The 25818-nt window shown below is 71.1% G+C and carries 23 protein-coding genes; 13 read left to right on the forward strand and 10 right to left on the reverse strand.

The features are described 5' to 3' along the window. Window positions 1-38: 38 nt before the first annotated feature. Window positions 39-686, forward strand: a complete 648-nt coding sequence (locus tag OG259_RS04450; RefSeq protein WP_328940980.1) for a DUF305 domain-containing protein — start codon at window positions 39-41, stop codon at window positions 684-686. A 50-nt stretch (window positions 687-736) separates the two neighbouring features. Here OG259_RS04450 and OG259_RS04455 read toward each other — a convergent pair whose 3' ends face one another. Beyond that, window positions 737-1429, reverse strand: a complete 693-nt coding sequence (locus OG259_RS04455) for a helix-turn-helix domain-containing protein (RefSeq protein ID WP_328940981.1) — start codon at window positions 1427-1429, stop codon at window positions 737-739. Beyond that, the gene (locus OG259_RS04460; protein WP_328946991.1) at window positions 1429-2328 is read right to left on the reverse strand and encodes a universal stress protein; all 900 of its coding nucleotides are present in this window, start codon (window positions 2326-2328) and stop codon (window positions 1429-1431) included. Before OG259_RS04460 ends, OG259_RS04455 begins: the two co-directional genes overlap by 1 nt. Before the next feature lie 365 nt (window positions 2329-2693). On the opposite strand from OG259_RS04460, the gene OG259_RS04465 reads away from it, so the two are divergent. Further along, entirely contained in the window at window positions 2694-3293 is a 600-nt protein-coding gene (locus OG259_RS04465) for a CBS domain-containing protein (protein WP_328940982.1), read from the forward strand. On the opposite strand, the gene OG259_RS41740 is transcribed toward OG259_RS04465, so the two are convergent. After that, complete coding sequence (locus OG259_RS41740) at window positions 3280-3792, reverse strand: DUF1918 domain-containing protein (RefSeq protein WP_443051912.1); 513 nt, start codon at window positions 3790-3792, stop codon at window positions 3280-3282. The genes OG259_RS04465 and OG259_RS41740 overlap by 14 nt on opposite strands. On the opposite strand from OG259_RS41740, the gene OG259_RS04475 reads away from it, so the two are divergent. The 8 genes from OG259_RS04475 to OG259_RS04510 are packed head-to-tail and all read left to right on the forward strand — an operon-like array spanning window position 3764 to window position 11507. Then, window positions 3764-4441 carry a CBS domain-containing protein gene (locus tag OG259_RS04475; protein WP_328940983.1) on the forward strand — a complete coding sequence of 226 codons (678 nt, stop codon included), beginning with the start codon at window positions 3764-3766 and terminating at the stop codon, window positions 4439-4441. The two genes, OG259_RS41740 and OG259_RS04475, sit on opposite strands and share 29 nt — an antisense overlap. Continuing rightward, complete coding sequence (acsA, locus tag OG259_RS04480) at window positions 4438-6240, forward strand: acetate--CoA ligase (RefSeq protein ID WP_328940984.1); 1803 nt, start codon at window positions 4438-4440, stop codon at window positions 6238-6240. The genes OG259_RS04475 and acsA overlap by 4 nt, the downstream gene beginning before the upstream one ends. Beyond that, entirely contained in the window at window positions 6240-7304 is a 1065-nt protein-coding gene (gene pdhA / locus OG259_RS04485) for a pyruvate dehydrogenase (acetyl-transferring) E1 component subunit alpha (RefSeq protein ID WP_328940985.1), read from the forward strand. Before acsA ends, pdhA begins: the two co-directional genes overlap by 1 nt. Next, window positions 7301-8311 carry an alpha-ketoacid dehydrogenase subunit beta gene (locus OG259_RS04490; RefSeq protein ID WP_328940986.1) on the forward strand — a complete coding sequence of 337 codons (1011 nt, stop codon included), beginning with the start codon at window positions 7301-7303 and terminating at the stop codon, window positions 8309-8311. Before pdhA ends, OG259_RS04490 begins: the two co-directional genes overlap by 4 nt. A gap of 1 nt (window position 8312) precedes the next feature. Continuing rightward, a complete protein-coding gene (locus tag OG259_RS04495) occupies window positions 8313-9707 on the forward strand; it encodes a 2-oxo acid dehydrogenase subunit E2 (protein WP_328940987.1) in 1395 nt (464 codons plus the stop codon). Beyond that, the gene (locus OG259_RS04500; protein ID WP_328940988.1) at window positions 9704-9973 is read left to right on the forward strand and encodes a phosphopantetheine-binding protein; all 270 of its coding nucleotides are present in this window, start codon (window positions 9704-9706) and stop codon (window positions 9971-9973) included. Before OG259_RS04495 ends, OG259_RS04500 begins: the two co-directional genes overlap by 4 nt. Beyond that, window positions 9973-10653 carry a CBS domain-containing protein gene (locus tag OG259_RS04505; RefSeq protein ID WP_328940989.1) on the forward strand — a complete coding sequence of 227 codons (681 nt, stop codon included), beginning with the start codon at window positions 9973-9975 and terminating at the stop codon, window positions 10651-10653. The genes OG259_RS04500 and OG259_RS04505 overlap by 1 nt, the downstream gene beginning before the upstream one ends. Next, on the forward strand, window positions 10650-11507 hold the full coding sequence (locus tag OG259_RS04510) for a universal stress protein (RefSeq protein WP_328940990.1): 858 nt from the start codon (window positions 10650-10652) through the stop codon (window positions 11505-11507). Before OG259_RS04505 ends, OG259_RS04510 begins: the two co-directional genes overlap by 4 nt. A 10-nt stretch (window positions 11508-11517) precedes the next feature. Here the strand turns inward: OG259_RS04510 and fdhF are convergent, their stop codons facing one another. Genes fdhF through OG259_RS04525 form a run of 3 tightly spaced genes read right to left on the reverse strand, consistent with a single transcriptional unit; the run spans window position 11518 to window position 16213 of the window. Further along, a complete protein-coding gene (gene fdhF, locus OG259_RS04515; RefSeq protein WP_328940991.1) occupies window positions 11518-14211 on the reverse strand; it encodes a formate dehydrogenase subunit alpha in 2694 nt (897 codons plus the stop codon). Then, window positions 14208-15902, reverse strand: coding sequence for an NADH-ubiquinone oxidoreductase-F iron-sulfur binding region domain-containing protein (locus tag OG259_RS04520; RefSeq protein ID WP_328940992.1), 1695 nt, complete (start codon window positions 15900-15902; stop codon window positions 14208-14210). The genes fdhF and OG259_RS04520 overlap by 4 nt, the downstream gene beginning before the upstream one ends. Window positions 15903-15955: 53 nt before the next feature. Further along, window positions 15956-16213, reverse strand: a complete 258-nt coding sequence (locus OG259_RS04525; protein WP_328946992.1) for an SHOCT domain-containing protein — start codon at window positions 16211-16213, stop codon at window positions 15956-15958. A 237-nt stretch (window positions 16214-16450) separates the two neighbouring features. On the opposite strand from OG259_RS04525, the gene OG259_RS04530 reads away from it, so the two are divergent. The 3 genes from OG259_RS04530 to OG259_RS04540 all read left to right on the forward strand — a co-directional run bounded on the left by OG259_RS04530 (window position 16451) and on the right by OG259_RS04540 (window position 21464). Beyond that, window positions 16451-17665, forward strand: coding sequence for an MFS transporter (locus tag OG259_RS04530; RefSeq protein ID WP_328946993.1), 1215 nt, complete (start codon window positions 16451-16453; stop codon window positions 17663-17665). Between the two features lie 113 nt (window positions 17666-17778). Further along, window positions 17779-18525: an ABC transporter ATP-binding protein gene (locus OG259_RS04535; RefSeq protein ID WP_328940993.1), complete on the forward strand. Its 747-nt coding sequence runs from the start codon at window positions 17779-17781 to the stop codon at window positions 18523-18525. A gap of 2 nt (window positions 18526-18527) precedes the next feature. Further along, window positions 18528-21464: an FtsX-like permease family protein gene (locus OG259_RS04540; protein WP_328940994.1), complete on the forward strand. Its 2937-nt coding sequence runs from the start codon at window positions 18528-18530 to the stop codon at window positions 21462-21464. A gap of 87 nt (window positions 21465-21551) precedes the next feature. Here the strand turns inward: OG259_RS04540 and OG259_RS04545 are convergent, their stop codons facing one another. The 4 genes from OG259_RS04545 to OG259_RS04560 all read right to left on the reverse strand — a co-directional run bounded on the left by OG259_RS04545 (window position 21552) and on the right by OG259_RS04560 (window position 25817). Next, the gene (locus OG259_RS04545; protein ID WP_328940995.1) at window positions 21552-22070 is read right to left on the reverse strand and encodes a flavodoxin domain-containing protein; all 519 of its coding nucleotides are present in this window, start codon (window positions 22068-22070) and stop codon (window positions 21552-21554) included. A gap of 691 nt (window positions 22071-22761) precedes the next feature. Next, window positions 22762-23169, reverse strand: a complete 408-nt coding sequence (locus OG259_RS04550) for a TipAS antibiotic-recognition domain-containing protein (RefSeq protein WP_328940996.1) — start codon at window positions 23167-23169, stop codon at window positions 22762-22764. Between the two features lie 168 nt (window positions 23170-23337). After that, window positions 23338-23538, reverse strand: a complete 201-nt coding sequence (locus OG259_RS04555) for a hypothetical protein (RefSeq protein WP_328940997.1) — start codon at window positions 23536-23538, stop codon at window positions 23338-23340. Between the two features lie 344 nt (window positions 23539-23882). Further along, a complete protein-coding gene (locus OG259_RS04560; protein ID WP_328940998.1) occupies window positions 23883-25817 on the reverse strand; it encodes a hypothetical protein in 1935 nt (644 codons plus the stop codon). Window position 25818 lies beyond the last annotated feature (1 nt).

A 25818-nucleotide genomic window follows, 5' to 3' on the forward strand; every position in this document is an offset into this window, starting at 1 on the left:
CGTGGACCTCGGTACGGCCGCACCGCTGGAGGCACACCATGGACCCCACCCGCACGTCCACCCGCCGACTCGCCGCCCTCACCGCCGCGGCCGCACTCACCGTCGGCCTCGTCCTCGCCGGCTGCGACAGCAACGACACCAGTCCCCCAGCCAGTACCTCGCCCGCCACTTCCGCGGAGGTACCGGCCACCGCCCAGTCCGGCGCCCACAACGCGGCGGACGTCGCCTTCGCCCAGCAGATGATCCCCCACCACCGCCAGGCCGTCGTCATGTCCCAGATGGCCCGCAGCCACGCAGGCACCCCGGATGTGAAGGACCTCGCCGAACAGATCGAGAAGGCGCAGGAACCGGAGATCCGGACCATGACCGGCTGGCTCAAGGCATGGGGTGAGGAAGTCCCCGAAGGCATGCACGACATGCACGACCCCGGCGGGGGCGACCCGAACGGCACCATGCCAGGCATGATGAGCGACCGGCAGATGACGGACCTCGACCGCGCCTCCGGCCGCACCTTCGACACCATGTTCCTGACCATGATGATCGAACACCACGAAGGCGCCATCGACATGGCCGAGGCCGAGAAGCAGCACGGCGCATACGGCCCCGCCAAGGACCTCGCCGACCGGATCATCAAGACCCAGACCGCCGAGATCACCGACATGCGCGAGATGCTCCAGGGGAACTGACGGGCCGGAACCCATGCCACGTACGGGAGGGTCCCTCGGTCAGCAGAACCTCACGGCGCGCCGGGCGCGCCCGACACCTGGATGCGCCGTCCGGTCACTCGGCGCGGTGAAAGCGTCACCACGGTGTCCCGCCCGTCCCCCGCCCACGGCACCGAGTGGACAGCATCCTTGATCCTCCGCACCTCGGTCTCCTCCAACACCGTGCGTGCCGTACCGACAAGGAGCACGCTCCAGCCCTGGCTGAAAGCTTCGTCCAGGTGGTCCTCCTCGAAGGCGACCTCCGCGCCGGACGTCGAGGCGCGCGCGAGGGTCGAGTCCGCAGCGGTCATGAAGACGATGTCCCCGTCGACGACCTGGTAGTTCACGGGGAACACCGTCAGCCCGTCCCGTCCTTCGACAGCGACCCGGCCGACGCCGTGGCCGTCGAGCAGCTCCCAGCACTCGGCCTCGCCGATCTCCTCCATCCGTGCCCGGTACCCGGCGCGGGCTCCTCCTGGCGCGAGGTCCGCCGTGTACCCGGTGAGCTCCTGGACAGTGGTCTCCAGAGCGTTCGCAAGCCGGACCAGGAACTCGATCCCTGGGGTGGCCACCTGCTCCTCCACGTAGGCGATGTAGCCGGGCGTCGAGCCGGCCCGTTCGGCCACGTCCTCCCAGGACAGGCCGAGCCGGGTGCGCCTGGACGCGACGCGGCGGCCGAGGTCGCTCGTGGCGTGCGAGGAGTGCGGCTCACCGGGCGTGTTCATCACTGGTCTCCTTCCGTGGTCACGGGGCGCCGCTGGGGTACGACGGCGACCGGACACGAGGCGTGGTGCAGGGCGCGGTGGGCGACCCTGCCGAGCTCCAGGCCGACGAGCGCGTCCCGGCGCCTGGCGCCGACGACCAGCAGGTCGGCGGCGGTGGAGCGCTCGGTCAGTACCTTGTGGGCGGAGCCCTCGACCGTGCTCCTGCGCAGGCGCACCTGGGGATGTTCGGACGCCGCGGCCTCAAGGGCCTTGTCGAGCGGTTCGGAGGACCCTTCCGTGAAGTAGGCCGCCCCGGCGCGCCTCATCAGCAGGTGGTCGGCCGGTTCATGGGCCGGCCGTTGCCAGGTGCGGACGACGTCGAGTTCCGCGTCCCGGACGGCTGCCTCGCGGAAGGCGAAGCGCACGGCCGGCGAGTCGACGTCGTACTCTCCGATGCCGAGCAGGACACGCCCGTGGCGTGCTTCGAGGGCTTGCCGGTGCCCCCGTACGACGACGACCGGGCAGTGGGCCCGGGCTGCCACGACGAGGCCGACGGATCCGAGCAGAAGGTCGGCGAGTTCGCCGCGCCCGCGGGATCCGACGACGAGGATCGTGCCCTCCCGGCCCTCCCCGAGCAGCGCGGTGGACGCGTCCTCGGCGAGGACGTCCGTGGTGACGGGGAGGTCGGGTGCCCGGCGCCGGGCGCGTTCGGCCGCCGTGCCGACGATGTTCTCTGCGAGGACCTGGCCCGAGGGTCGGTCCGTGGTCCAGGCCAGCACGACTCCTTCGTAGCGTTCCCACAGGGAGGCATGGACGATGCGCAGGGGAAGCCCGTGCCGTACCGCTTCGTCGACGGCCCAGTCCAAGGCCGTGAGACTGGCGTCGGACCCGTCGACTCCTACCACCAGGGGCGATTCCATCGTGCCCACCGCCTTCCGGGTCGTGAGGTGGTCTGCTGCCACGCTCGCACCGGGCGGGAGTGACCGAATAGGGCCGGTCGGTCCCGGGCGCGGCCCGCCCGGACCAGATGTGGCGGCGACGCGGAGACACGACGGGAGGAGGGGCCAACCGCTTCTCGCGGATCCTGATCGCGCGGTGCGCGGCTCGAAGCCGCTTCCCCGCGTCACTCGGGCCCCCTCCTCACTTTCAGGAAAGCATCGGCAGACGGTCCGTGCCAGTGCTGCCCGGGTCCCGACGTGCCCCTTTCGGCCCTTGTCGTCAGCCGCCCGAAGTCGACACCCTCGCAGCAACAGGACTTTGGGCGCCGGAACACCGGAGGCCGGTCATGAAGCACCCACGTACCGTCGACGACGTGATGACCCATGCGGTGGTCTCCGCCAGGCTCGACGCACCGGTCAAGGAGATCGTCCGGTCCATGCGGCGCTGGGGCGTGAGCGCAGTCCCCGTGCTGTCGGCCCAGGGACGAGTGGTCGGCGTGGTGTCCGAGGCGGACGTACTCGGCAAGGTTCCGGGAGAGGCCCGGGACGACGCGGGATCGGTGACAGCGGGCAGCCTGATGTCGGCTCCGGCCGTCACCATTCCGCGCGATGCCACGATCGCCGGGGCCGCGCGGCTGATGGCGCATGGCCACCTCAAGCGACTTCCCGTGGTGGACGAGGACGGCCGCCCGGTCGGTGTCGTCAGCCGGGGCGACCTGCTCAAGATCTACCTTCGCTCCGACGCCGAGCTCGCCGAGGACGTACGCCACGAGCTCCTCACGCACCTGATCCCCGAAGGTGACGCGGCACTGACCGTACGGGTCGAGAACGGCGCGGTGACGCTCGCCGGACGCCTGCCACAGTCCGTTCCGGCGGATCTGGCCCTGCGCCTGACCCGGTCGGTGCCTGGCGTGGTGGCTGCGACGGCGGAGTTCACGACCGCGTAGCCGCCTTCACGGGTCCGGCCTCTCTCGTGCCGTGTGGCGGAAAGTGCTGGACGCGCGCGTCCGGGCCCGGAAACACCTCGGTGACCCGGCCCGTGTCCGACCATCGGACATCGAAGGGCGGAGTGCCGTCCGGATGGTGGAGCCCGACGATCTCACCGTCACGCCCCTCGTCCCCGACCGTGGCACCACCCACGATCAGCCGGTCACCGACGCGAGCCCACAACCCGGCGCGGGGCTTCTCCTGGCCTTGTCGTGCTCCGGTCGCGGTCATGGTTCTCGCCTCCCGGCACGAGCGCCCGGCCGCGGTCCTCCCGAGACGGGCTCTCTCGCCTTCTCCACCGTGCGTCCCGGCCGGCCGGTCGCCATAGGGGCCGAAAGTCCCCGAAGGGGACCATTCGGCACTGCCCCGGGTGGGCTTCGCGCAGCAGAGTGAGAACTGGGGCGGCCGCGTCCCGTGAAGGAGGACCGTCATGCAGCACCGCACGGTTTTCGAGGTCATGACCCACGACGTGGTCACCGCAGCCCCAGAGACCCCGTTCAAGGAGATCGCCCGGCTCTTCGCCGAACACGATGTCTCGGCGGTCCCGGTCGTCGCCGACGACCGCCGCCTGCTCGGTGTGGTCTCGGAGGCCGACCTGCTGCGGGCCACCGCCGAGCTCCCCGACCTGGAGGGCCGTTGGGCGGGCGTCCGGCTGCTGTCCCAGGAGCGCGGGCTGCCCGATGCGGAGACCGCCGCCCAGCTGATGACCTCGCCGGCCGTCACGGCACAGGCGAACTGGAATCTCGTCGAGACGGCCCGGACGATGCAGCGCAAGGCTGTGAAGAGACTGCCCGTGACCGACGAGACCGGTCGACTCGTCGGGATCATCAGCCGAAGCGACCTGCTGCGGCCCTTCCTGCGCAGTGACACCGCGATCCGTGACGAGATCGAGCACGACGTCCTGGCCGACACGCTGCGCCTGGCCCCCGATACGATCCGCGTGACCGTCGACGACGGAGTCGTCAGGCTGACGGGCCGGGTCGCCGAGCGGGCCGACATCCGCGTGATCGTGCGGCTCTGCCGTTCGGTCGACGGAGTCGTCGCCCTGCACGAATCGATCGAGTACGCCTACGACAACCTCGCGCTCGACGTGGAGCCACCGCGATGAACGCCCTGTGGGTCGCACCGGTCATGCCCGACTACGACAGCGCCCGGGCCGTCTTCTCTTGGCGACGGGAGCGGTCCCGGCTCGCCGGGCTGCCGGACGGCGGCATCAACATCGGGTACGAGGCGGTCGACCGGCACCTGCGCGAGGGCCACGGCGAACAGGTTGCGTTGCGCTGCATCGCCCGCGACGGATCCGTCCAGACGGTCAGCTTCGCCGGGCTCGCAGCCGAGAGCTCCCGCTTCGCGCACGTTCTGGAGACGCTCGGCCTGGAACGCGGCGAGCGGGTGTTCACCCTCCTCGGCCGCCGGTTCGAGCTGTACAGCACCGTCCTCGGAACGCTGCGGGCCAGCCGAGTCGTGTGTCCCCTGTTCAGCGCCTTCGGGCCCGAACCCGTCGCACTGCGCTTGGAGCTGGGCAACGCCCGGGCGCTGGTCACGACCCGCGAGCTGTACGAACGCAAGGTGGCCCCCGTACGGTCCCGTCTTCCGCACCTGCGGCACGTCCTGCTTCTCGACCCCGGGACCGACCCGCCCCCGGACACCCTCTCCTTCCCCGCTCTCACGGCCGCCGCGCCGGACGCGTACACAGTGGGACCGACCGATCCGGCGGAGCCGGCGCTGCTGCACTTCACCAGCGGCACGACAGGCACCCCCAAGGGCGCGGTACACGTGCACGAGGCGGTCGTCGCCCATCACGTCACCGCCGCCTACGCCCTGGACCTGCACGAGGGCGACGTCTTCTGGTGCACCGCCGACCCCGGCTGGGTCACCGGCATGTCGTACGGCATCATCGCCCCGCTCACCCACGGGGTGACGACCGTCGTCGACGAAGGGGACTTCGCCCCGAAGCGCTGGTACGGAATCCTCGCCGACCAGCACGTCACCGTCTGGTACACGGCGCCCACCGCCCTGCGCATGCTCATGCGGGCCGCACCACGCGGCGGCGAGCCGACGCCCGCCGCGCGGCACGACCTCTCGTCGCTCCGGTTCGTCGCGAGCGTCGGAGAGCCACTGAACCCCGAGGCCGTGCACTGGGGCCGGGAGGCGCTCGGGCTACCCGTCCACGACACCTGGTGGCAGACCGAGACCGGTGCCATCATGATCGCCAACTTCCCGGCCGATCCCGTGCGGCCCGGTTCGATGGGCCGACCGATTCCCGGCGTCGAGGCCGCCGTCCTGGCGTGCGGCGAGGACGGCCGGGCCGCGATCACCGGCGGGCGGGTCCACGTCCTCCGGGAACCGGGTGCCCAGGGCGAGCTCGCCCTGCGGGCGGGCTGGCCGTCGATGTTCCGGGCCTACCTGCACGAGCCGCGCCGATACGAGGCGTGCTTCGCCGACGGCTGGTACCTGACCGGCGACCTCGTCAGCCGCGACACCGGCGGCTGGTACTGGTTCGTGGGCCGCGCCGACGACGTCATCAAGTCCGCGGGGCACCTCATCGGGCCGTTCGAGGTGGAGAGCGCGCTCATGGAGCATCCGGCCGTCGCCGAAGCCGGTGTCATCGGACGCCCTGACCCGCTGGCCGGCGCGATCGTCAAGGCGTTCGTGCTGCCGCGCCCCGAGTATCCGCCCGACACCGAACTGCGGCGCGATGTCCTGGCGTTCGCCCGCCGGCGCCTGGGCCCGGCCGTCGCCCCCCGGGAGATCGAGTTCGTCGAGGACCTGCCCCATACCCGCAGCGGAAAGGTGATGCGCCGCCTGCTGCGGGCTCGCGAACTCGGCCTGCCCGAGGGCGACGTGTCGACGCTGGAGACACCCGGACCGGCCGCGACGGCCGAGCTCTCCGGGAAGGAACCGTGATGGCCACCGCACACGGCGGTACGTCCGCCGGAACACCGAAGACGAAGCACCCCCGTCGCGCACATGGATCCGCGGCACCCTCCCGCACACCTGCGGCGGCCCACGACCTGGACCTGCTGCGGCGGATGCTGCTCATCCGGCGGTTCGAGGAGCGGTGCGTCGAGCTGTACAGCGCAGCGGCGATCCGGGGCTTCGTCCACCTCTACATCGGCGAGGAGGCGGTGGCGGTCGGCGTCCACCAGGCTCTCGACGAGCGGGACGCGGTCGTCTCCACGTACCGCGAACACGGCCACGCCCTGGCCCGCGGGATCCCGCCCGGGGCCGTGATGGCGGAGATGTACGGGAAGACCACCGGGTGCAGCCACGGCCGCGGCGGGTCCATGCACCTCTTCGACGCCGATCGCCGCTTCTACGGCGGCAACGCGATCGTGGGCGGCGGGCTGCCGCTCGCGGCGGGCCTGGCGCTCGCCGACCGGTTGCGCGGCGAGCCGAGGGTCACCTGCTGCTTCTTCGGTGACGGGGCCTTCGCCGAGGGCGAGTTCCACGAGACCGCCAATCTGGCGGCGCTCTGGGGGCTGCCCGTGCTCTTCGTCTGCGAGAACAACCTGTACGCGATGGGGACGGCCCTCGCCCGCGAACACGCCCAGACGGACCTGGCGATGCGGGCGGCGTCGTACGGCATGGCTGCCTGGGCCGTCGACGGCATGGACGTGCACGCCGTGGAGAAGGCGGCGCGCGGGGCGGTCGAGTCCATGCGCGCCGGCAGCGGACCGCACTTCCTGGAGATGCGGACGTATCGATTCCGAGCGCACTCGATGTACGACCCGGACCGGTACCGGCCGAAGGACGAGGTCGAGGAGTGGAAGCGGCACGACCCCGTCACCGGCCTCGCCGACGGCATGCGTACGGCTGGACTCCTCGACGCCGCCACGCTGGAGGACTTGGAGCACCAGGTCGCCGAGGAGATCGACGACGCCGTCCGGGCGGCCGAACAGGCCCCCGAGGAGCCGGCCGAGGATCTGCTGTTGCATGTCACCGGCCGACACGAGGAGGCTCTGGCATGAGCACGCGTACGCGACCGCGGGCGCATCCCGACGACGGCTCCACCACGTACCGGGAGGCCCTGCGCGAGGCTCTGCGCGAGGCCCTGACCTCGGACGACCGGGTCTTCCTGATGGGCGAGGACGTGGGCCGCTACGGCGGCTGCTTCGGGGTGAGCCTCGGTCTCCTGGAGGAGTTCGGCCCGGAGCGAATCCGGGACACGCCTCTTTCGGAGTCCGCGTTCGTCGGAGCCGGGATCGGCGCCGCGCTGGCCGGGCTGCGGCCGGTCGTGGAGATCATGACGGTCAACTTCAGCCTGCTGGCCCTCGACCAGATCCTCAACAACGCCGCCACTCTGCGACACATGTCCGGCGGGCAGCTCGGCGTGCCGCTGGTGATCCGGATGACGACGGGCGCGGGGCGGCAGTTGGCCGCCCAGCACTCCCACAGCCTCGAAGGCTGGTACGCGCACATCCCCGGCCTCCGTGTCCTGGCGCCGGCTACGATCGACGACGCCCGCCACGTGCTGTCGGCCGCGCTGGTCGACCCCGACCCGGTGCTGCTCTTCGAGCACGGGAGCCTCTACAACGCCGCCGGAATTCTGGATCCATCGGTCCGAAGTGTCGACCTGGACCGCGCGGCAGTCCGCCGCGAGGGCACCGACGTCACGGTCGTCGCGTACGGCGGTTGCGTGTCCAAGGCCCTCGAAGCCGCGGAGGAACTGGCGGGCGAGGGGATCAGCGCGGAGGTCGTCGACCTGCGCACGCTACGGCCCCTGGACGACGCCACGTTCGTCGGCTCGGTCCGGCGGACCCACCGGGCCGTCGTAGTCGACGAGGGCTGGCGCAGCGGCAGTCTGTCCGCCGAGATCGAGTCGCGCATCTGCGAGCAGGCGTTCTTCGAACTCGACGCGCCCGTCGAGCGGGTGTGCAGCGCGGAGGTCCCCATCCCGTACGCCCGTCGGCTGGAGGAGGCGGCACTCCCCCAGCCGGCCGGAATCGTGGCGGCGGCGCGCCGGGTGGTGAGCTGAGATGGCCGAGTTCACGATGCCGTCACTCGGCGCCGACATGGACGAGGGCACGCTCTCCCAGTGGCTGGTGCACCCCGGCGACCAGGTGGCGCGGGGCGACGTCGTCGCGGTGGTCGAGACCGCGAAGTCCGCGATCGAGGTGGAGTGCTTCCACAGCGGTACGGTCGACGCCCTCCTCGTCGACGAGGGCGTCACCGTACCGGTGGGCACCCCGCTGGCTCGTATCGGCACGTCCGCCGAGAGCAGGCCCACCACGGACCGGCCCCCGTCGACACCCCTCGTCCGCCGACTCGCCCAGGACCGGCACGTCGACCTCGCCGCCGTCCATGGTTCGGGCCCGGGAGGCAGGATCACACGCGCGGACGTGGAGCACGCGGAACCGGAACCTGCACGAGCACCGGAGCACGACAAGACCGCCGGCCCCTCACAGCCCATTCACACCGGGATCAGGCGGCAGCCGGGTACGGAACCGGCGCGACGGAAGCGGAGCGGGTCCGGGGCCGAGGCAAAGCCCGCGCCGCCGACACGGTCGACGAAGCCGGTACGCAGCGACGACTCGACCGGGGAGCGTCCCGCTCCTCCGCGCGTGAAGTCCTCACCGCTCGCGCGGCGGCTGGCCACGGAGCTCGGCGTCGACCTCGCCGAGGTGACCGGCACGGGTCGGGGCGGCACCGTCCGTGCGGAGGACGTCCGTTCCGCCCCGGCCGCCGAGGGCGCACCGCGGCCGGCCGTCCCGGATATGGCACGGGCGGCGACCGCCCGGCTCATGAGCCGATCCAAGCGGGAGATCCCGCACTTCTACCTCTCCACGACCGTGGACATGGCAGCGGCCCTGGAGTGGATGCACGCCCGCAACCGCGAACTGCCCTTGTCCGCCCGTCTGGTGCCCGCCGCACTCCTGTTCAAGGCCGTCGCACTGGCGGCGCGCCAGGTGCCCAAGCTCAACGGGCACTGGGCCGACGACGGCTTCGTCCCGGCGGAAGAGGTACGGCTGGGCATCGCCGTCTCCCTGCGAGGAGGTGGCCTTGCCGCCCCGTCCCTCGCCCACGCCGACACGCTCTCCGTGGTCGAGGTGATGGCCGCACTCAAGGACCTGGTGGCGCGGGCACGGGGCGGCCGGCTCCGCGCATCCGAGACCGCCGACCCCAGCCTCACGGTCACGAACCTCGGCGACCAGGGCGTCGAGGCCGTGTTCGGGGTCGTCTACCCGCCGCAGGTCGCGCTCGTCGGCCTCGGCCGGATCGTCGAGCGGCCGGTGGCCGTGAACGGCCTGCTGGGAGTTCGTCCCATGGTGACGGCGACGTTGTCCGCCGACCACCGTGCCGCCGACGGCGCCACCGGCGCGCGTCTCCTGACCGCCATGGACCGGCTCCTGCAACAACCGGAGGATCTGTGAACCACGACCAGGCAAAGGCATTCGTCCGGCAAGCCGTGCAGCGCGTCGTCCCCGACGCCGACTTCACGGGGCTCGATCCCGGCGTGTCCCTGCGGGACACGTTCGAGATGGATTCGCTGGACTTCCTCGAGTTCGTCGAGGCACTCGCCGAACTCAGCGGGGCGGAACTCAGCGAGGACGACTATCCGGCCCTCGACACGTGGGACGGCTGCGCCGCTCGCCTGGTGGGCGAGGCCAGTGCGTCCGCACAAGGAAGGAGAGGGTGATGCGTCACCGCAGGATCGACCAGCTCATGACCCGTGAGGTGGTGAGTGTCCGCGGCGACGCCCCGTTCAAGGAGGTCGCCCGCACACTCGCGCAGCACCAAGTGACCGCTGTGCCCGTGGTGGACGGAGACGGCCGGGTCGTCGGGGTGGTGTCGGAGGGCGATCTGCTGCGCAAGACCGCCGACCAGGCCGCCGCACCGAGTGGATTGCCGGCCGTTCCGGGCCTGGAGGCGTGGGAACGGGCGAAGGCCGAGGGAACACGGGCCGAGGAGCTCATGTCCGCCCCCGCAGTGTGTGCCCGTCCGGAGTGGACCGTGGCGGAGGCGGCGCGGCTCATGGAGGTGCAGAGGGTCAAGCGGCTCGTGGTCGTCGATGGCGAGGACCGCTTGCTGGGCATCGTGAGCCGTCGCGACCTCTTGGGCGTCTTCCTCCGCGAGGACGACGACATCCGCCGGGAGATCGTCGAGGACGTGCTCGGTGACACGCTGCGTCTCGAACCGACTGCCCTCGCCGTCGAAGTGCACGACGGGCGGGTGGAGCTTGGCGGGAGGCTGCCCTTCCGGGGCATGGCACCGGCGATCGAGCGCATGTGCGCGACGGTGGACGGCGTGGTCTCGGTCTCCTGCACCCGTCTCACGTACGACGTCGATGACACCGAACGAGGAGGTGGACGATCATGACGCGGAGCATCGTGGTCGGCCTGGACGGTACGGAGCAGGCCAAGGCAGCCGCGGAGTGGGCGGCCGAGGAGGCGGTGCTGCGCGGGACTGACGTACATCTGGTACACGCGAAGGAACCAGTACCGGAGGCCGCTCTGTCGCTCGTGGAGTGGGAGTCCGAGGAGCCGTGGGCCAGGGAGATGATGGCGCGCACCGCCGGTGAGCTGCGCGAGCGCCATCCCGGCCTGTCGGTGACCTCCCAGGTGCTGCCCTCGGGGCCCGTTCCGGGTCTGGTCGCCGCGGCTGAGGAGAGCGATCTGCTCGTTCTCGGCTCGCGGGCGCTGGGCAGCGTGGCCGGGTACCTGCTCGGCTCGGTCGGCCTGACGGTCGCCGGTGCCGTCGAGCGACCCGTCGTACTGGTACGGGCCGTCAGCGCGGGAAGCACTCCACGGGGCCCGATCGTGGTCGGGGCCGACGTGCGGCAGCCCGTGGACTCCGTGCTGGGCTTCGCCTTCGAGGAAGCCGCGCGACGGCACACCCAGGTCCTCGTCGTGTATGTGCAGCAGCTCCCGCTGCACGCGGGAATGGGGCCCGCGATGGTCCCGGACTTCAGGCTTTCCATGGTGCCGGAGATCAAGCGTTCGGTGGAGGCCATGCTGGAACCCTGGCAGGCGAAGTATCCCGACGTCGAGGCGGTCGCCCGCGTGGCGGTCGGATCGGCCGGACTCGAACTGGTGGCGGTCGCCCGGGAGGCCTCCCTCGTGGTGGTGGGCCGGCGTACCCGCCATTCGACGCTCGGCGCACACATCGGCAGCGTGGCCCACGCCGTCCTGCACCACAGCCCGGTGCCCGTGGCCCTCGTTCCCCACGACTGATCGCAGCCGGTCAGTTCTCGGGCGCCGTCGGACTCAGCCGTACCGCCGTGACCTTGTACTCCGGACACGAGGTCACGGTGTCGGCGTGCTCCGAGGTGAGGGAGTTGACGCCGCTGGCCGGGAAGTGGAACGCGCAGAAGACCTGCCCGGGAGCGAGTTCCGTCCCTACGCGGGCGACCAGTCGCGCCTGTCCGTGCCGGCTCTCGACGGTGACCGGGGTGCCGTCCCGCACGCCGAACCGGGCGGCGTCCTCCGGGTGCAGGTCCAGGCGGTCGGACGTGTCGAGAAGGAGGTTGCCGCCGCGCCGGGTCATGCTCCCGGAGTTGTAGTGGGCCCATCGGCGCCCGGTGACGAGCACCAGGGGATAGTCCTGGTCCGGTTCTTCGCCGGGCGGCAGATAGGGGGCCGCCGATAGATGTGCGCGCCCGTCGGGGGTGGCGAACTCCTCCGCGTACAGAGTGGCTTCGCCTGGCCGGTCCGGCGTGGGGCAGGGCCAGGGCACCGCCCCCTCCCGGTCGAGCCGCTCGTGCGAGAGACCGGCGAAGAGAGGTGTCACACGTCCGCACTCGGCGAGAGCCGCTGCGGGGGTCGGGCAGTCCAGGTCGGCACCGAGGGCACCGGCGACGGCGTGCACGACGTCGAAGTCGGAGCGCGTCGTTCCGGGCGGAGCCACCGCTGGTCGTACGCGCTGGAAGCGGCGGTCGAAGTTGACGAAGGTCCCGTCCTTCTCCAGCCAGGAGGCCACGGGCAGGACGACATCGGCGTGGTGGGCGGTCTCGCCGGGGAAGAGCTCGTTGACGACGACGAGCGGGCAGGCGTCGAGGGCCTCCGCGACCCGTCGGCTGTCGGGATCGGTCGCGCACACGTCCTCGCCGATGATCCACAGCGCCCGCAGCCGGCCCTCGCGAGCCGCCGCGAACATCTCGGGGATGCGCATACCCGGCCGATCGGGGACTGGTCGGCCCCACACCACTTCGGCACGGGCGCGGGCCTCGGGGTCGGTGACACGGCCGTAGCCGGGGAGCAGGTCGGGCAGGGCACCCATGTCGGAGGCGCCCTGGACGTTGTTCTGACCGCGCAGGGGGCTGATGCCGAACCCGCGGCCGGTGGCTCCGACGGCTCCGCACAGGATGGGGAGGTTCGCCAGGGTCCGGACGCCGTCGGTGCCGTGCAGGTGCTCGGTGACCCCGAGTCCGTACAGGACGGCCGGCCGCTCCGCGCGGCCGTAGAGCCGGGCGGCCTTCCTGATGTCGTCGGCGGGAACGCCGGTGATCTCGGCTACCCGCTCGGGCGGGTAGCCGGCCAGCAGGTCGGAGAGTTCGTCCAGCCCGGTGGCGCGATCGCGGAGGAAGCCCGAATCGGTCATGCCTTCGTCGACGAGGACGTGGGCCAGGCCGTGGAAGAGGGCGACGTTCGTACCGGGGCGCGGACGCAGGTGCACGTCGGCATGGTGCGCGAGGCCCACGGCACGGGGGTCGGCCACGATCAGGGAGGCCCCTGCGAGTGCCCGCTGGAGGAGACGGGCGCCGACGACGGGGTGGGCTTCGACGGGGTTGGCGCCGACGACCAGGAGACAGTCGGCGGTCTCGACGTCGTCGAAGGGGTCGGTGCCGCCGGCGCGTCCGAAGGAGGCGGTGAGTCCTGCGGCTGACGGGGCGTGGCAGAGGCGGGAGCAGTTGTCGACGTTGTTGGTGCCGATGACGGTCCGCAGGAACTTCTGGACGAGGTAGTTCTCCTCGTTGGTGGCCCGGGCGGAGGAGATCGCGGCGACCGAGTCGGGACCGCCGTCGAGGACGGCCGCGCGCAGCCCGTCGGCGATCCGGGTCACCGCCTCGTCCCAGGTCGCCGGTCGCAGTTCGCCGTTCTCCCGGACCAGGGGCTCGGTGAGACGCTCGGCGGAGCTGAGGTATCCGTAGGCGAAGCGGCCTTTGACGCAGGCGTGGCCCCGGTTGACCGGTCCGTCCCAGGCGGGCAGCACGGCGGCGACACGGTCCTCACGGACGACGACGTCGAGGGTGCAGCCGACTCCGCAGTAGCCGCAGGTGGTGCGTACGCGGTCGGCGGGGGCCTGTCGCGAGGTGAGGCCCTCACCGGGTCCGGGCTGGGCGATCGCCCCCGTCGGGCAGGTGTCGACACAGCCGCCGCAGGACACGCAGTCGGAGCCGGCCCAGGGACCGCCAGTGCCCGGGGCGACGACCGTGTCGGCACCGCGTCCGGTGAGAGTGAGCGCGAAGGTTCCCTGGACGTCGGAGCACATCCGTACGCAGCGCCCGCAGGCGATACACAGGTCCCGGTCGAGATGGACGTACGGGTGGCTCTCGTCCCGACCGCGCGTGGGGATACCGGCCGCCATGTCCGCCGGGATCCCCAAGGTCCGGCACGCCTCGGCCAGTTCACTGTGCGCGCTGTCGTCGAGCGCGTGCGGTGGGAGCGCCGAGGCGATCAGGGCGACCGCGTCCCGGCGCAGGTTCCGCACGCCCTCGTCGTCGGTGTCGACGGTGAGGCCCGGCGTCGCCGGCGTGACGCATGCGGCGACGGTTCGCCCGTCGGCGCGGACCAGGCAGGTCCGGCAGGAGCCTGCGGGCCGGAGACGGTCGTCGTGGCAGAGGGCGGGCAAGTCGGCTCCGGTGGCACGTACCGCGTCGAGCAGTGTGGCTCCCGCGGGCAGTTCGACCGGCACGCCGTCGACCTGGAGCCGGGTCATCGGTCCCATCCTTCCAGTGCCGGCCCGTAGATGCGGGCCAGGCTGCGGACGGCGACGGGGACGCGGCGGCCGAAGGCGCAGAGGCTCGCCTCCTCCATGAGCCGTTCCAGTCGCTCGTAGGTCTCCCCCGGCCGGCCCTGGCCCTGCGCGAGTTCGAGTCCTCGCCGGGTGCCGACCCGGCAGGGCGAACAGGCTCCGCAGCTCTCGTCGGCGGCGAACTCCCAGATGTGCCGAAGGAGTTCGTGCGGATCGGTGTCGGCATCGAAGGCGACCATGCCGGCGTGACCGAGGGCGGCGCCGTGCTCGGCGAGCGCTGCCGTGGTGAGGGGGACCTCGAGAGCGGTCCCGGCGAGGAAGCCGCCCAGGGGCCCGCCGATCTGGAGGGCGACGAGCTCGCGGCCGTCCTTGAGACCGCCCCCGAACCGGGTGGCGATCTCGCCCACGGAAGTGCCGAACTCGACCTCGTAGGCACCGGGCCGGGCGAAGCGTTCGGACAGGCACACCAGCTTGGTACCGGTTTCGTCTGTTACGCCGCGTCGGGCGTAGGACGCTCCGCCGTGGGCGACGATCCAGGGCACGGCCGCCAGGGTCTCCACATTGTTGACCACGGTCGGCGCGTCCCACAGGCCGTGGTCCGTGGGGTACGGGGGCCGGGGGCGGGCACAGCCGCGAGCGCCTTCGAGGCGGGCGATGAGGGCGGTCTCCTCGCCGGCGACATAGGAACCGGCTCCTTCGACGATCTCGACGAACGGCCGCGGACCGGCTGTCTCGACCGAGGGTGCCAGGTCCCCCGCCTCCGTCGCGCGTTCCACCGCCCGGCGCAGCCGTGCCATGGCTCTCGGATACTCGGAGCGGACCAGGACCGTCCCGCGCCGGGCGCCGCAGGCGAAGCAGGCCAGGGCGAGTCCTGCGAGGACGCGCTCGGGGTCCTCCTCCATGAGCAGCCGGTCAGCGTACGAGCCGGGGTCACCCTCGTCCCCGTTGGCGACGACGACCGTGTCGGGCTTCCCCGCGACTGCGGCCCACTTGTCGGCCACCGGAAATCCGGCGCCGCCTCGCCCGCGCAGTCCTGCGAGGGCGGTCTCCTCCCGTACGTCCTCGGGCCGCAGCCCGGCCACGGCCTCGCGCCACACGTCCCATGCGGAGTGCCCTCCCACGTTCCCGGCGAGCAGGACGGGCGCCCCGGTGGTGTCGGCCGCGGGGATGCCCGGCGCACACGGTTCCGTCCGCCCGGCGAGTTGGTCGGCCAGGTCCGGGCCGATGCGGGGCAGGGTGCCGTCGAGGGCGGCGGGGCCGGCGTAGCAGTAGCCGACGCAGTGCACCGTCTGCAGCGAGGTGGAACCCCCCTCGTCGACCGTGCCCGCCACCACTCCGAGTGCCCGTTCTACCTCCGCCAGGTGCCGTCCACCCCGCACGGCGAAACACGCCGTCGCGGTGCACACCCGCACGTGCCGCTCGCCGCGTGGGGCGGCGAGATCGGCGAAGAAGGTGGCGGGGCCGAGCCCTGCGGCGGCCGGGAGTCGGGCTGCCGCCGCGACCTTGGGTGCCCATGCCTCGGGCCCTTCCGCGGTACCCGACCTGGCGCGCTCCAGCGCGGCCGGCAGCAGCCCCCCGCGCCCTCCGTGCCGTGCGGTCAGCTCACGGAGCGCGTCCATGCGTCCGCCCGGCTCCCCGGGTATCCGACCCGCCATGATCCCAGCGTGACCGGCCACGCCCCCACTCGCATCCCGACCGGTCGCGGGGTTCACGGTTCCGCGCTGCGCAGGGCGGTCAGGCGCCGGCGGTACTCGTCCTCGTCGATCTCACCGCGCGCCAGTCGCTCGCCCAGGATCTGCTCGGCCGACGTGGCAGGCCGAGACCCAGACGGCCGTTCCGCAGGACGGCCCAGGGTACGGAAGAGCATCACCGCGACGGTGATGAGAAGGCCCCAGAACAGCATCATCCCGGCTGACATGGCGAACCAGCCCCATCCGTTCATGCCGTCGCCGTACCAGAACATCATCGCCACTCACACTCCCGACGGCCGGGCCGGCAGGAACCGGACGCCCCTGCCTCCGGTCCGTCCGCCACCACCGTGCGCCGCCCCAGGAGGCCCGGCACAGGGCCGTCCGGTCCCTGGCGGGGGGCCGGTCGGGCACGGAAGGGAACAAGCGGCCCCTGGAGCCGGGATCCCGAAGGCCGGAGGGTGGGGAACAGCAAGCCCGCGCCCGCCGACGCGGATCACCGCCGGGAGGCCACCATGGTCCGGAACTCGGGGATCCCGCCCGTCGTGGACGCACCGCGACCGTGGCAGATGCTGTTCCTCGCCACCGTCGGGTTCGCCCTCTGTTTCTGGGCATGGGCGCTGCTGGGCCCGCTCGGCCCGCGGCTGCGGGACGACCTGGGCCTCAGTTCCTTCGAGCAGTCACTGGTGGTCGCCGTGCCCGTGGTGGTCGGCGCGCTGGGCCGGATCCCGGCGGGGGCGCTGACGGACCGCTGGGGTGCGCGCCGGGTCTTTCCCCTCGTCGCGGCCCTGACGATCCTCCCCGTGCTGTACCTGGGTCACCTGGCCGACTCGTTCGCCGAGGTGCTCGCGGGCGGCTTCCTCCTCGGGCTCGGGGGAACGGCCTTCGCCGTCGGAGTGCCGTTCGTCAACGCCTGGTACCCACCCGCACGCCGAGGCGTCGCCCTCGGGATCTTCGGCATCGGCACCGGTGGAACGGCCTTGTCAGCATTCACAACCGTCCAGCTCGCCGACGCCGTCGGACGTGCCTTCCCCTTCGATCTCGTGGCCGCCTTCCTCGCCGTGTACGCCGGGGTGGCCTGGTTCCTGCTCCGCGACCGCCCGGGGCGCGCGACGGCGTCGGGGTCGCTGATCTCGCGCACAGCACTGGCCATGCGTACACCGGCCACCTGGCAGCTGGCGTTCTTGTACGCCGTCTCCTTCGGAGGGTTCGTCGCGTTCAGCGTCTACCTTCCGACCTACCTCACCAGGGCGTACGAGCTGGGGCGCTCCGACGCGGCACTGCGGACCGCGGGATTCGTCGTCCTCGCCGTGGCGATGCGGCCGGTGGGGGGCTGGCTGTCGGACCGCATCCACCCCGTACCCGTACTGACGGTCTCGTACGGGCTCGTTGCGGTGTCCGCCCTGATCGCGGCGTTCGAGGCGGAACTGGTCCCCGTGGGAACGGCGGCCTTCTTCGGCATGGCCGCCGGCCTGGGCGCCGGGTCCGGGGCGGTCTTCGCGCTCGTGGCACGTCTGGTCCCGGCCGAGCGGGTCGGCTCGGTGACGGGAGTGGTCGGGGCGGCGGGCGGTCTCGGCGGCTTCTTCCCGCCTCTCGTGATGGGAGCGGTCGACAGCGTCGCACACGACTACACGTGGGGGTTCGTCCTCCTCGCCGTCACCGCGACCGGCGCGGGAACCCTCGCCGCCACCGCTGTCCGGCGAAGCGCCCGGGCGACCGCGGACGCCTGACCGCGGCGGCGGGAACCGCTCGTCCCGGCCTCCCGATGACCCGGCGATTGGGCCGTTCGGCCCGTTTCCGGGGCCTGGGTGGCCGTAGCCGCCGGTTCCTTCCGAAGGTTGGTATGGAAGACATGAACGCCGACCAGGCACTCCTCGTCGCCTCCGGAGTACGCAAGATCTACCGGACGGGCTCCGTGGAGGTCACAGCCCTCCTCGACCTGGATCTCGTCGTACGTCACGGGGAGATGGTGGCGGTCATGGGACCGTCCGGCTCCGGAAAGACCACGCTCCTGAACTGTCTGTCCGGGCTCGACGACATCGACGGCGGCCGGGTGGAGGTCGACGGCCACGATCTGTTCGCGATGTCGGACGCTGCGCGCACGGAGCACCGCGCTCACACCATGGGATTCGTCTTCCAGGCGTTCAACCTCATCCCTGTCTTCTCCGCGGTGGAGAACGTCGAACTGCCCCTCCTGCTCGTGGGCACCCGGCCGCGCGAAGCCCGTCGCCGGGCGCTGGACATGCTCGACCGGGTGGACCTCGGCCACCGGGTCGAGCACCGGCCCAGCGAGCTGTCCGGGGGTGAGCAGCAGCGGGTGACCATCGCCCGCGCCCTGGCGGGACGCCCGGCCATCGTGTGGGCGGACGAACCGACGGGCAACCTCGACAGCGCGATGGCCGACCAGGTCATGGACCTGCTGTGCGAGCTCAACCAGGACGAGAGCCAGACGATCGTCCTGGTCACCCACGACAGCGCCATCGGAGCGCGCGTCCCCCGGCTGATCCGGATGCACGACGGGCAGCTGGTCGACGACGTCCGCCAGACCGTCACGGCCCGAGCCCCGATCCCCGACGCACCCTTGGGCTGACCATGTACCCGAACCTCCTCGTCCCGCTGCTCACCGCCCTAGCGCTCGCCCTCGCGGCCTTGGTGCTGGTCGCCGTCCGGCAGCCGGTGTCACGGCGGCTGGCCTTCCGTCAGGTCGCCCGCCGGCGCACCGAGGCAGCGCTGGTGATCGGCGGATCGATGCTCGGGACGGCCATCGTCATCGGGGCCCTGGTCGTCGGCGACACCCTGAACTTCTCCGTACGGCAGGAGGCGTACCGGACCCTGGGGCCGGTGGACGAGCGCGTCGTCGCGCCCCCCGGCCCGACCGGGCGCGACGTGACCGAGCGGCTGGCCGCCCTGGCGGGCGGCCCTGACGTCGACGGAGTACTGAACGCCCAGGCCACCCAGGCATCCGCCGTCACCCGTACCGACGGCCGTACGGCCGCAGAGCCACGTGTCCTGGCCTGGCAGATGGACTTCGACAAGGCGGCGCGCTTCGGCGCGCCGGGTGGGGATTCCGGGCTCGGCGGACCGAATCCGAAGCCCGGCCAGGTCGTGGTCAACGAGCCGCTGGCCCGGTCCCTGAGCGTGGGGGCCGGGGATCCGATCACGCTGTACCTGTTCGGAGTTCCGGGGACGTACCGGGTCGAGCGTGTGGTGCCGGAAGAGGGTCTGGCCGGTGTGGGCCTCGGTGGCAGGCTGAACCGCGACGTGTTCCTGGCACCGGGGACCCTGGACTCCGCCGCCCGGGCCGCCGGAGCGGAGCCTCGCTCGGTCACCTTCCTCTCCAACCGAGGCGGCGTCGAAAGCGGCGAAGCCCTGACCAACAAGGTGACAGCCGACATCCGGCAGGCGCTGGGCCCGCTCGCCGGCCAGACGGCGATCGAGACGCCGAAGCACACGGTCCTGCGGGACGCCAAACAGGCCGGGGACTCCCTCGGAGCCCTGTTCCTCATGATCGGCAGTTTCAGCATCATCGCGGGCGCACTGCTCCTGGTGAACATCTTCGTGATGCTCGGCGAGGAGCGGAAGTCCCAGATGGGCATGGTGCGGGCCGTGGGGATGAAGCGCTCGCGGCTCGTCGGGTCCTTCACGCTCGAAGGTGCCACCTACGCGTTGCTGTCCGCGCTGCCGGGCGTGGCCATCGGGGTCGCGGTCGGCTGGGGCGTCGCCGTCGTGGCGGCGCAGATCTTCCAGGGTTGGTCGGTCGGCGGAAGCAGCATCCGCATCGCGTTCGCCATCACGCCCACCAGCGTCCTCAACGGACTGGCCATGGGCCTGCTGATCGCTTTTGCCGCCATCCTGGCCACCAGCGTGCGCATCAGCAGGTTCAACATCATCGCCGCGATCCGCGACCTCCCGACGACGCCCGGGCAGGGACCGCGACGCCGGCTGCTGGCGGTCTCCGGCACCCTGGCCGTCCTGTGCGCGTTCGCGGCCGTCCCGGCCGTGGCACGCAGCCAGCCCGACGCGACGTACCTCATGCCGGCGCTCGCCCTCGCCTTCGCCACCCCTGCACTGCTGCGTGTCCTCCCCCGTCACACGGTCACCACCCTGGTCGCGGGAGCCGTCCTCGCCTGGACGCTCCTGGCACCCGTCATCCGCCCCCGGATCTTCGACACACCCTCGATGTCCGTCTACGTCATCCAGGGCGCCCTGGCCGCCTTCTCCGCCGTGGTGCTCGTCAGCGACAACCAGAAGATCCTGCTACGCCCCGTACGGCGCGTCCTCCAGCGCCCGACGGAGGGCGGCCTTGCGGCGCGGCTCGCCGTCGCGTACCCCCTGGCCAAGCGGTTCAGGACCGGCGCGACGCTGGTGATGTACACCCTGATCGTGTTCGTCCTCGTGCTTCTGACGGAGATCTCGGGCATCCTCCGCGCCGGAGTCGACGGAGTCGTCGCCGATGCCACCGCCGGATACTCCCTGCGACTGGACTACAACCCCCAGGTCGCCGGCGACCGACTCGTCTCCGATCTCCGCGGCGGCCCGTCGGCCGCCGGGATCGCCGCCGTGACACCGCTGCTCAACGCCACAGGGCGAGCCACTGATCCGGGACACCGCAGCGCTCAACTCCTGGACACCGCCGTCGTCGGCGTGCCCGACGGAGCGATCACCGGCATCACGTTCCGGGAGCGGCTGCCCGGCCTGAACAACGACGCCGCCGTGTGGCAGGCCCTCGCCTCCGACCCCCGCTACGTCGTGCTCGACGCCTTCTTCGGCAGCACGGGCGGCCCGGCCGGCGACTACTACGATCCCGGGGACACCCTCACCCTGACCGATCCCCGGACGGGCCGCAGCGAACAGAAGGTCATCGCCGGCGTGCTCAGCAACGGGTTGGTCTTCTACCCTGGCACCGGCGCCAGTTCGACCACCTACCCCGTGGTGTCGAGCGAGCAGGCGACGCGCGAGCTCTTCGGCGCCCAGGCCCAGAACGCCTCCGCACTGGTCAGAACCGCCCCCGGCATCTCCCCCGACCCCCTGGCGACCCGACTGCAGGGCGAGCAGCTCTCGTCCAGCCTGGTCGCCACACCCATCGAGTCGGACATCCGCCAACAGTTCGACTCCAGCACCGCCTTCTTCCGCCTCATGCAGGGCTTCCTCGCCCTGGGCCTCGGCGTGGGCATCACCGGCCTCGGCGTCGTCATGGTCCGATCCGTACGCGAACGCCGACGCACCATCGGCATCCTGCGGGCCCTCGGCTTCCGGGCGCGGACGGTCCAGCGGTCCTTCCTCTGGGAGAGCTCTTTCATCGCCGTGGAAGGAATCGTGCTCGGCTCCCTCCTGGGCGTGCTCACCACCTGGCTGATGTACGCCAACAGCGCCGCGTTCGAGGGCCTCGAAGGGGGGTTCCCGGTCGAATGGACCAGCATCTGCGTCCTGGCCGCAGCCACCTTCGCCGCGTCCCTCCTCGCAACGATCGGGCCGGCCCGCCGCGCTGCCGCCATCCGCCCGGCGCTCGCGGTCCGCGTCACCGAATGACGAGCGACTCGGGAGGGCTCGTCTCACCCACCCCGGTGCTGAGGCAGCGCCGTCACGAGATCCGCTTCCCGGTGCACCGCCACCTCGTCACGCGTCGAGCTGCCGGGCGATGTCGTCCGCCCAGGCGTCGATCGCCGCCCAGTCTCGGTGGTCCCCGTAGCGGCAACCGAGCAGTCGGAACAGCAAGGCACCCTTCCGGTCGAGGTGTTCGCGCCGGATTACACCCGAGAAACGCCGATGGTCCCGAGGGCGGACAAGCTCGACGAGAGCGGCGATGCGTGGCTGCACCATACGTTCGGCAAGCCGGCGCAACGGTCCCGGCAGGGCCGCGGCCATGCCGACGCTGAACATCCACGTCGGTTGATCACCCCAGCGATCGGCGTTGCTCCTGGCGAAGCCTTCCGCCGCCGGCAGCCAGGCACCGTCGTGGACCGCGCTGCCCAGCACGAGCGCGTCGCCCGGCAAGGGCCCCTGCCCCTCGGAGGATGCGCGCAGCGCCTGGATCTCCACACGGTGTCCGATCAGGCGCAATCGCTCACCGATCCGGTCGGCGATCTCCTGCGTGGAGTGGTGCTCGGAGGCATAGAGGATCCGAACGGAGGCCATTGCGGCTCACCGCTCCGTGCCGGGAGACCGGTACCGGACGTGACCGGCTCTGCGCAGGGCGTCCCGTGCGTCGTGGCTGAACCTCGATGGACGGAGAGGCATCGGGTCTCCTCCTTCTTCTCCCCCACGCATGCCCTCGCTGGGGCGGAGAAGCGTCGGGTGCCGCCCTCGGATCCCCCGAACAGCCGGGCACGACGACCGGTACAGCCCACTGTCGACGGTGAACGTGCGGCCTGGTGCGGGCCGGGCTCCACCGCGTGATCTTCGACGAACTCATAGTGCGGGGCGAGCTGAACGGGCCGCGGTGCGGGATCGATTCCGCCAGGCTGCGGGTCAGGACATCTGAGCTTCGCCGCTGCCACCACCGAAGGCGCCGTCGTCGCGTCGCGCCGGCAGCCTCAGGACGAAGCAGGTGTGGCCGGGTAGGCTGGTGACCGTCGTCCGGCCGTCGCGGGCACGGGTCACGGCGTCCACGACGGCGAGGCCGAGGGCCTTTCCTTCGGATCAGCGGGCGGACCAGATGAACGTTGATCCGCACCCCCGAGGCGGCGGACCGCTGGACCTGGCTGATCCTCGCGGCCTACACCAACTGCGACTGGCCCGGGCCGCTGGCCCCCACCCGTCGGCGGGTGCGCCCGGACCCCGGTCCGGGCGCACCCGCCCATGCGTTGTCCTGGCCCGTGTCGCCCGACTACGCCGAAGCCTCGGCCCCTGCGCTGGGGGCGAACCCGCTTCCCTGCTCGGCGAACACCTTGATCGCGACGCCCATGAACTCCACCAGCCCGGGGTGGTAGGAATCGTGGAACGCCCTCATGGCCTCGTCCTCGGCGTAGAAGAGCGACATGCCGACGTACGCCTCCCTGGAGGGGGTGTAGAACCGGCAGACGATGTCGAAGTGCCTGCGGACGAGCTCCTGGATCTGCCGATCCTCGGGCAGGGAGCCGCCGTCCAGGAAAGCCGTGATCTCCCGGTACAGGACGTCCCAGTCCTGGTGGACCCGCTCCCTGTCCACATGTTCCCAGTCGTCGGTCCCGGCAAGGCTCTTCGCCTGCTCCTCGGCCAACGACCGGCGACACTCATCCTCGTAACTGTTCCCCACGGCACCGGTTCCCGTCGTTTCGTCACCTCTCCGGTGGATCCCCGAGAGGCCGCCGACATGTCGGCATCGACCGGCCGTCGATGATCAACTTCCGATCCAGGCCGAACGGTGACACACGGGCACCGGGTCGGCAAACCATTTCCTGGACCCTCCGGCGCTGCCTCCCGGTCAGCCGGCGGCGGAAAGGCGCAGTTCGAACGGTGGGCCGTCGGAGCGGGACATCCAGTCGCTCGACCGCGCGGCCCGAATTCCCACGGCGACCTCGCGCGGCAGGACGAGCTCGGCCGGCGCCGGGTCCAGTTCCATGACGGCCAGTCGACCGGTCTCCACGACGAGTGCCGTCCCGGGGCAGACAGCTTTCTCGACCACGTAGCCCAGCGTACCGAGGTGGTATTCGCATCACCGGCGGTTCCTGCTCACCCGCCAGCGGTACTCGACGCCGTCGACGACGATGCGGCGGAAACCCTTCTTCGTCAGTTCCGCTCTCTATCCCTCCGCGAACGGCCGACCGGTCGCCACATTGTCCCGCACCCCGACGCCGCCCGCTGGTCCGACGTGGTCCGAAGGAGAGGGCCTGGTTCGACTGCAGCTGACCCTCACTCTGGCGGACGACTGAAGGTCGCCGCCGCCGTTCACGATGGTGGCGGGCGACCCGAACTTGCCTTGGTAACAGCTAGGTTCGGGAACCGTTCAGGACCTGCGCACACCGTGGATCACGATTCGTCTTCAGCGCGATGAGCGTGCTCCGGCCCGGGGTGGGCTACGCCTGGGACGAAGGGGTTGTCGTAGTCAAGTTCAATCTTGCCGAAGGCCGCGCCCGGAATCGGCGCCGAGTCGTTGTCGGCGATAATCAGCTGGATCTGGGAGCCGTGGGCCTCCGCAAGTGTTTGAAAGCGCTGGTAGGTTCGATGGCCCCGTGCCTGGTCGTCGAGGTTGCTGCCAGATGCCTTTCGCGGGGAATCGATGATCAGCATCGACGGCACTCGGACGTCGGGATGCGTGATGCCGAATTCCAGCAGGGAGAGGCTGTATGCAACGTTGATGCAGGTCACGATGCCCCCGCCGTCGGCCTGAAGACTCTCGAAGGAGACGTTGTCGACTACGGGCAGGTACGAGGAGGGGTCGATGGTCGCGGACTGAATCCACGGTGCGGGGCGCAGCTGGGAGATCATCGTGTTGAAGTCCCGGCTGAGGTCACTCACGAGCGTCTGTCGCGCCGCGAGTTCGGCTGTGCGGGCTTTCCTTTCGGCCGTTGCGCGGGCCCGCTGTGCCTTGATGGCCCGAACGTCGCGTTCGATGGCGTGTGCCCGCGACCAGGAGTCCCGTAGCTGGGTCACGGCGTCGATGGCCGCCCTGAGCGAAGCCGCGCGGGCACTGGCGTCTGCAATGGCGTCGAAGCGGGGCGCCACAAGGTCTCGCGTCTGGGCGTCGAGTTGGCGACGCAGGCTGTGTGCGAGGAAATCGGTCTGCTGGGCTCGCTGTTGCGCGGCCTCCAGGACACCGCTATCGGCGTCGAGTACAGCCTGGGCATCCTGGAGCTGAAGCTCCAGAGTCCTTCGGATCTGGGCGACAGCAGCGGGATCGACATCCTGGTCGTGCGGGTCGTGTTGCAGGCACACCACGCAGTGGTCTTCGGGAACGGGCCGGGTGCTGAGGCGTTGCATACAACGAGGGCAGACAACGAAATCGAAGGGCGACAGCTTCTCAATGGCCGTGGTGGAGCGGTCGAGCCGGGACAGGTCAAGCTCGACTTGGGCGACGACCGCGGCGCGAGCTTCCACGAGTTCCTGTGCTGCATAGACTTCTTGGGCTGCCTCGCGAGCACTGTCCACTGCCGCACGCAGGTCTTGGCGGAGGACGGCGTCGGCTGCGGTGCTCTCCTCCAGTTCGTGGCGCAAGGAGGCCAGCGTGGCATCGGCTCGCTGCAGCATGTCTCGAAGACTGGTGAGCTCGGCTCGTAGTTGGACCTCGGTGCGGGGGTCGGTCGCACCGAGGAAGTTCTTGACGGTCTCGTACTCGTCGGTCTTCTTGCGGAGCTCTTCCTTGAGTTCGCTCAGCTTCCGGCCGAGTTCCAGCACGGTGCTGTCGGTGAGCGCGAACATCAGCTTGAACAGGGCGGTGCGTTTGGTGTTGAACCAAGTGTCAAGGTGTCCCACGACTTCTCGGTCGATGTTGCGGGCTTCCCGATATACGTAGGCGAAGAGGTCGGTGAACTTCAGGTCCCGGGTGGTGGCTTTACCGTCCCGGCTGGACGGGATGGTCTCGCGGGGGAAGTCCAGGGCTGCCAGAAGATAGTCCGACAAAGGTGGCAGGCCGCCGTCCGCTTGTACGGCGAAGGTGTTGCGTGTGGTCAGGGTCCCTGGGTCCAGAACGTCGACCTGGCCGGAGCGAGCATCGTTCACGGTCCTCTTGAGGATCACGTGCTGCCCTCCGATGACGACCTCAGCCTGGGCCGAAAGGACGTGATCGCGGACAGCCGGGGTCAATACGGCTTTGCCACCCACCACGTGTTTCAACAGCATCAGGAGGCTGGACTTGCCGGTGCCGCTGGGGCCGCTGACGACGGTGGCCGGCCCGTCGAAACGGTAGGTCTTCTCGGTGTCGGCGGTGGTGACGGTGAGGGACCAAAATCGAAGGTGAACTGCCATT

Source organism: Streptomyces sp. NBC_00250, from assembly GCF_036192275.1.
In the GTDB taxonomy this organism is placed as follows: Bacteria; Actinomycetota; Actinomycetes; order Streptomycetales; family Streptomycetaceae; genus Streptomyces.

Bases quoted from the DNA above. Each gene is read 5' to 3' on its own strand.
- OG259_RS04450 (WP_328940980.1), top strand. From the start codon at position 39: ATGGACCCCACCCGCACGTCCACCCGCCGACTCGCCGCCCTCACCGCC.
- OG259_RS04455 (WP_328940981.1), bottom strand. From the start codon at position 1,429: ATGAACACGCCCGGTGAGCCGCACTCCTCGCACGCCACGAGCGACCTC.
- OG259_RS04460 (WP_328946991.1), bottom strand. From the start codon at position 2,328: ATGGAATCGCCCCTGGTGGTAGGAGTCGACGGGTCCGACGCCAGTCTC.
- OG259_RS04465 (WP_328940982.1), top strand. From the start codon at position 2,694: ATGAAGCACCCACGTACCGTCGACGACGTGATGACCCATGCGGTGGTC.
- OG259_RS04475 (WP_328940983.1), top strand. From the start codon at position 3,764: ATGCAGCACCGCACGGTTTTCGAGGTCATGACCCACGACGTGGTCACC.
- OG259_RS41740 (WP_443051912.1), bottom strand. From the start codon at position 3,792: ATGACCTCGAAAACCGTGCGGTGCTGCATGACGGTCCTCCTTCACGGG.
- acsA (WP_328940984.1), top strand. From the start codon at position 4,438: ATGAACGCCCTGTGGGTCGCACCGGTCATGCCCGACTACGACAGCGCC.
- pdhA (WP_328940985.1), top strand. From the start codon at position 6,240: ATGGCCACCGCACACGGCGGTACGTCCGCCGGAACACCGAAGACGAAG.
- OG259_RS04490 (WP_328940986.1), top strand. From the start codon at position 7,301: ATGAGCACGCGTACGCGACCGCGGGCGCATCCCGACGACGGCTCCACC.
- OG259_RS04495 (WP_328940987.1), top strand. From the start codon at position 8,313: ATGGCCGAGTTCACGATGCCGTCACTCGGCGCCGACATGGACGAGGGC.
- OG259_RS04505 (WP_328940989.1), top strand. From the start codon at position 9,973: ATGCGTCACCGCAGGATCGACCAGCTCATGACCCGTGAGGTGGTGAGT.
- OG259_RS04510 (WP_328940990.1), top strand. From the start codon at position 10,650: ATGACGCGGAGCATCGTGGTCGGCCTGGACGGTACGGAGCAGGCCAAG.
- fdhF (WP_328940991.1), bottom strand. From the start codon at position 14,211: ATGACCCGGCTCCAGGTCGACGGCGTGCCGGTCGAACTGCCCGCGGGA.
- OG259_RS04520 (WP_328940992.1), bottom strand. From the start codon at position 15,902: ATGGCGGGTCGGATACCCGGGGAGCCGGGCGGACGCATGGACGCGCTC.
- OG259_RS04525 (WP_328946992.1), bottom strand. From the start codon at position 16,213: ATGATGTTCTGGTACGGCGACGGCATGAACGGATGGGGCTGGTTCGCC.
- OG259_RS04530 (WP_328946993.1), top strand. From the start codon at position 16,451: ATGGTCCGGAACTCGGGGATCCCGCCCGTCGTGGACGCACCGCGACCG.
- OG259_RS04535 (WP_328940993.1), top strand. From the start codon at position 17,779: ATGGAAGACATGAACGCCGACCAGGCACTCCTCGTCGCCTCCGGAGTA.
- OG259_RS04540 (WP_328940994.1), top strand. From the start codon at position 18,528: ATGTACCCGAACCTCCTCGTCCCGCTGCTCACCGCCCTAGCGCTCGCC.
- OG259_RS04545 (WP_328940995.1), bottom strand. From the start codon at position 22,070: ATGGCCTCCGTTCGGATCCTCTATGCCTCCGAGCACCACTCCACGCAG.
- OG259_RS04560 (WP_328940998.1), bottom strand. From the start codon at position 25,817: ATGGCAGTTCACCTTCGATTTTGGTCCCTCACCGTCACCACCGCCGAC.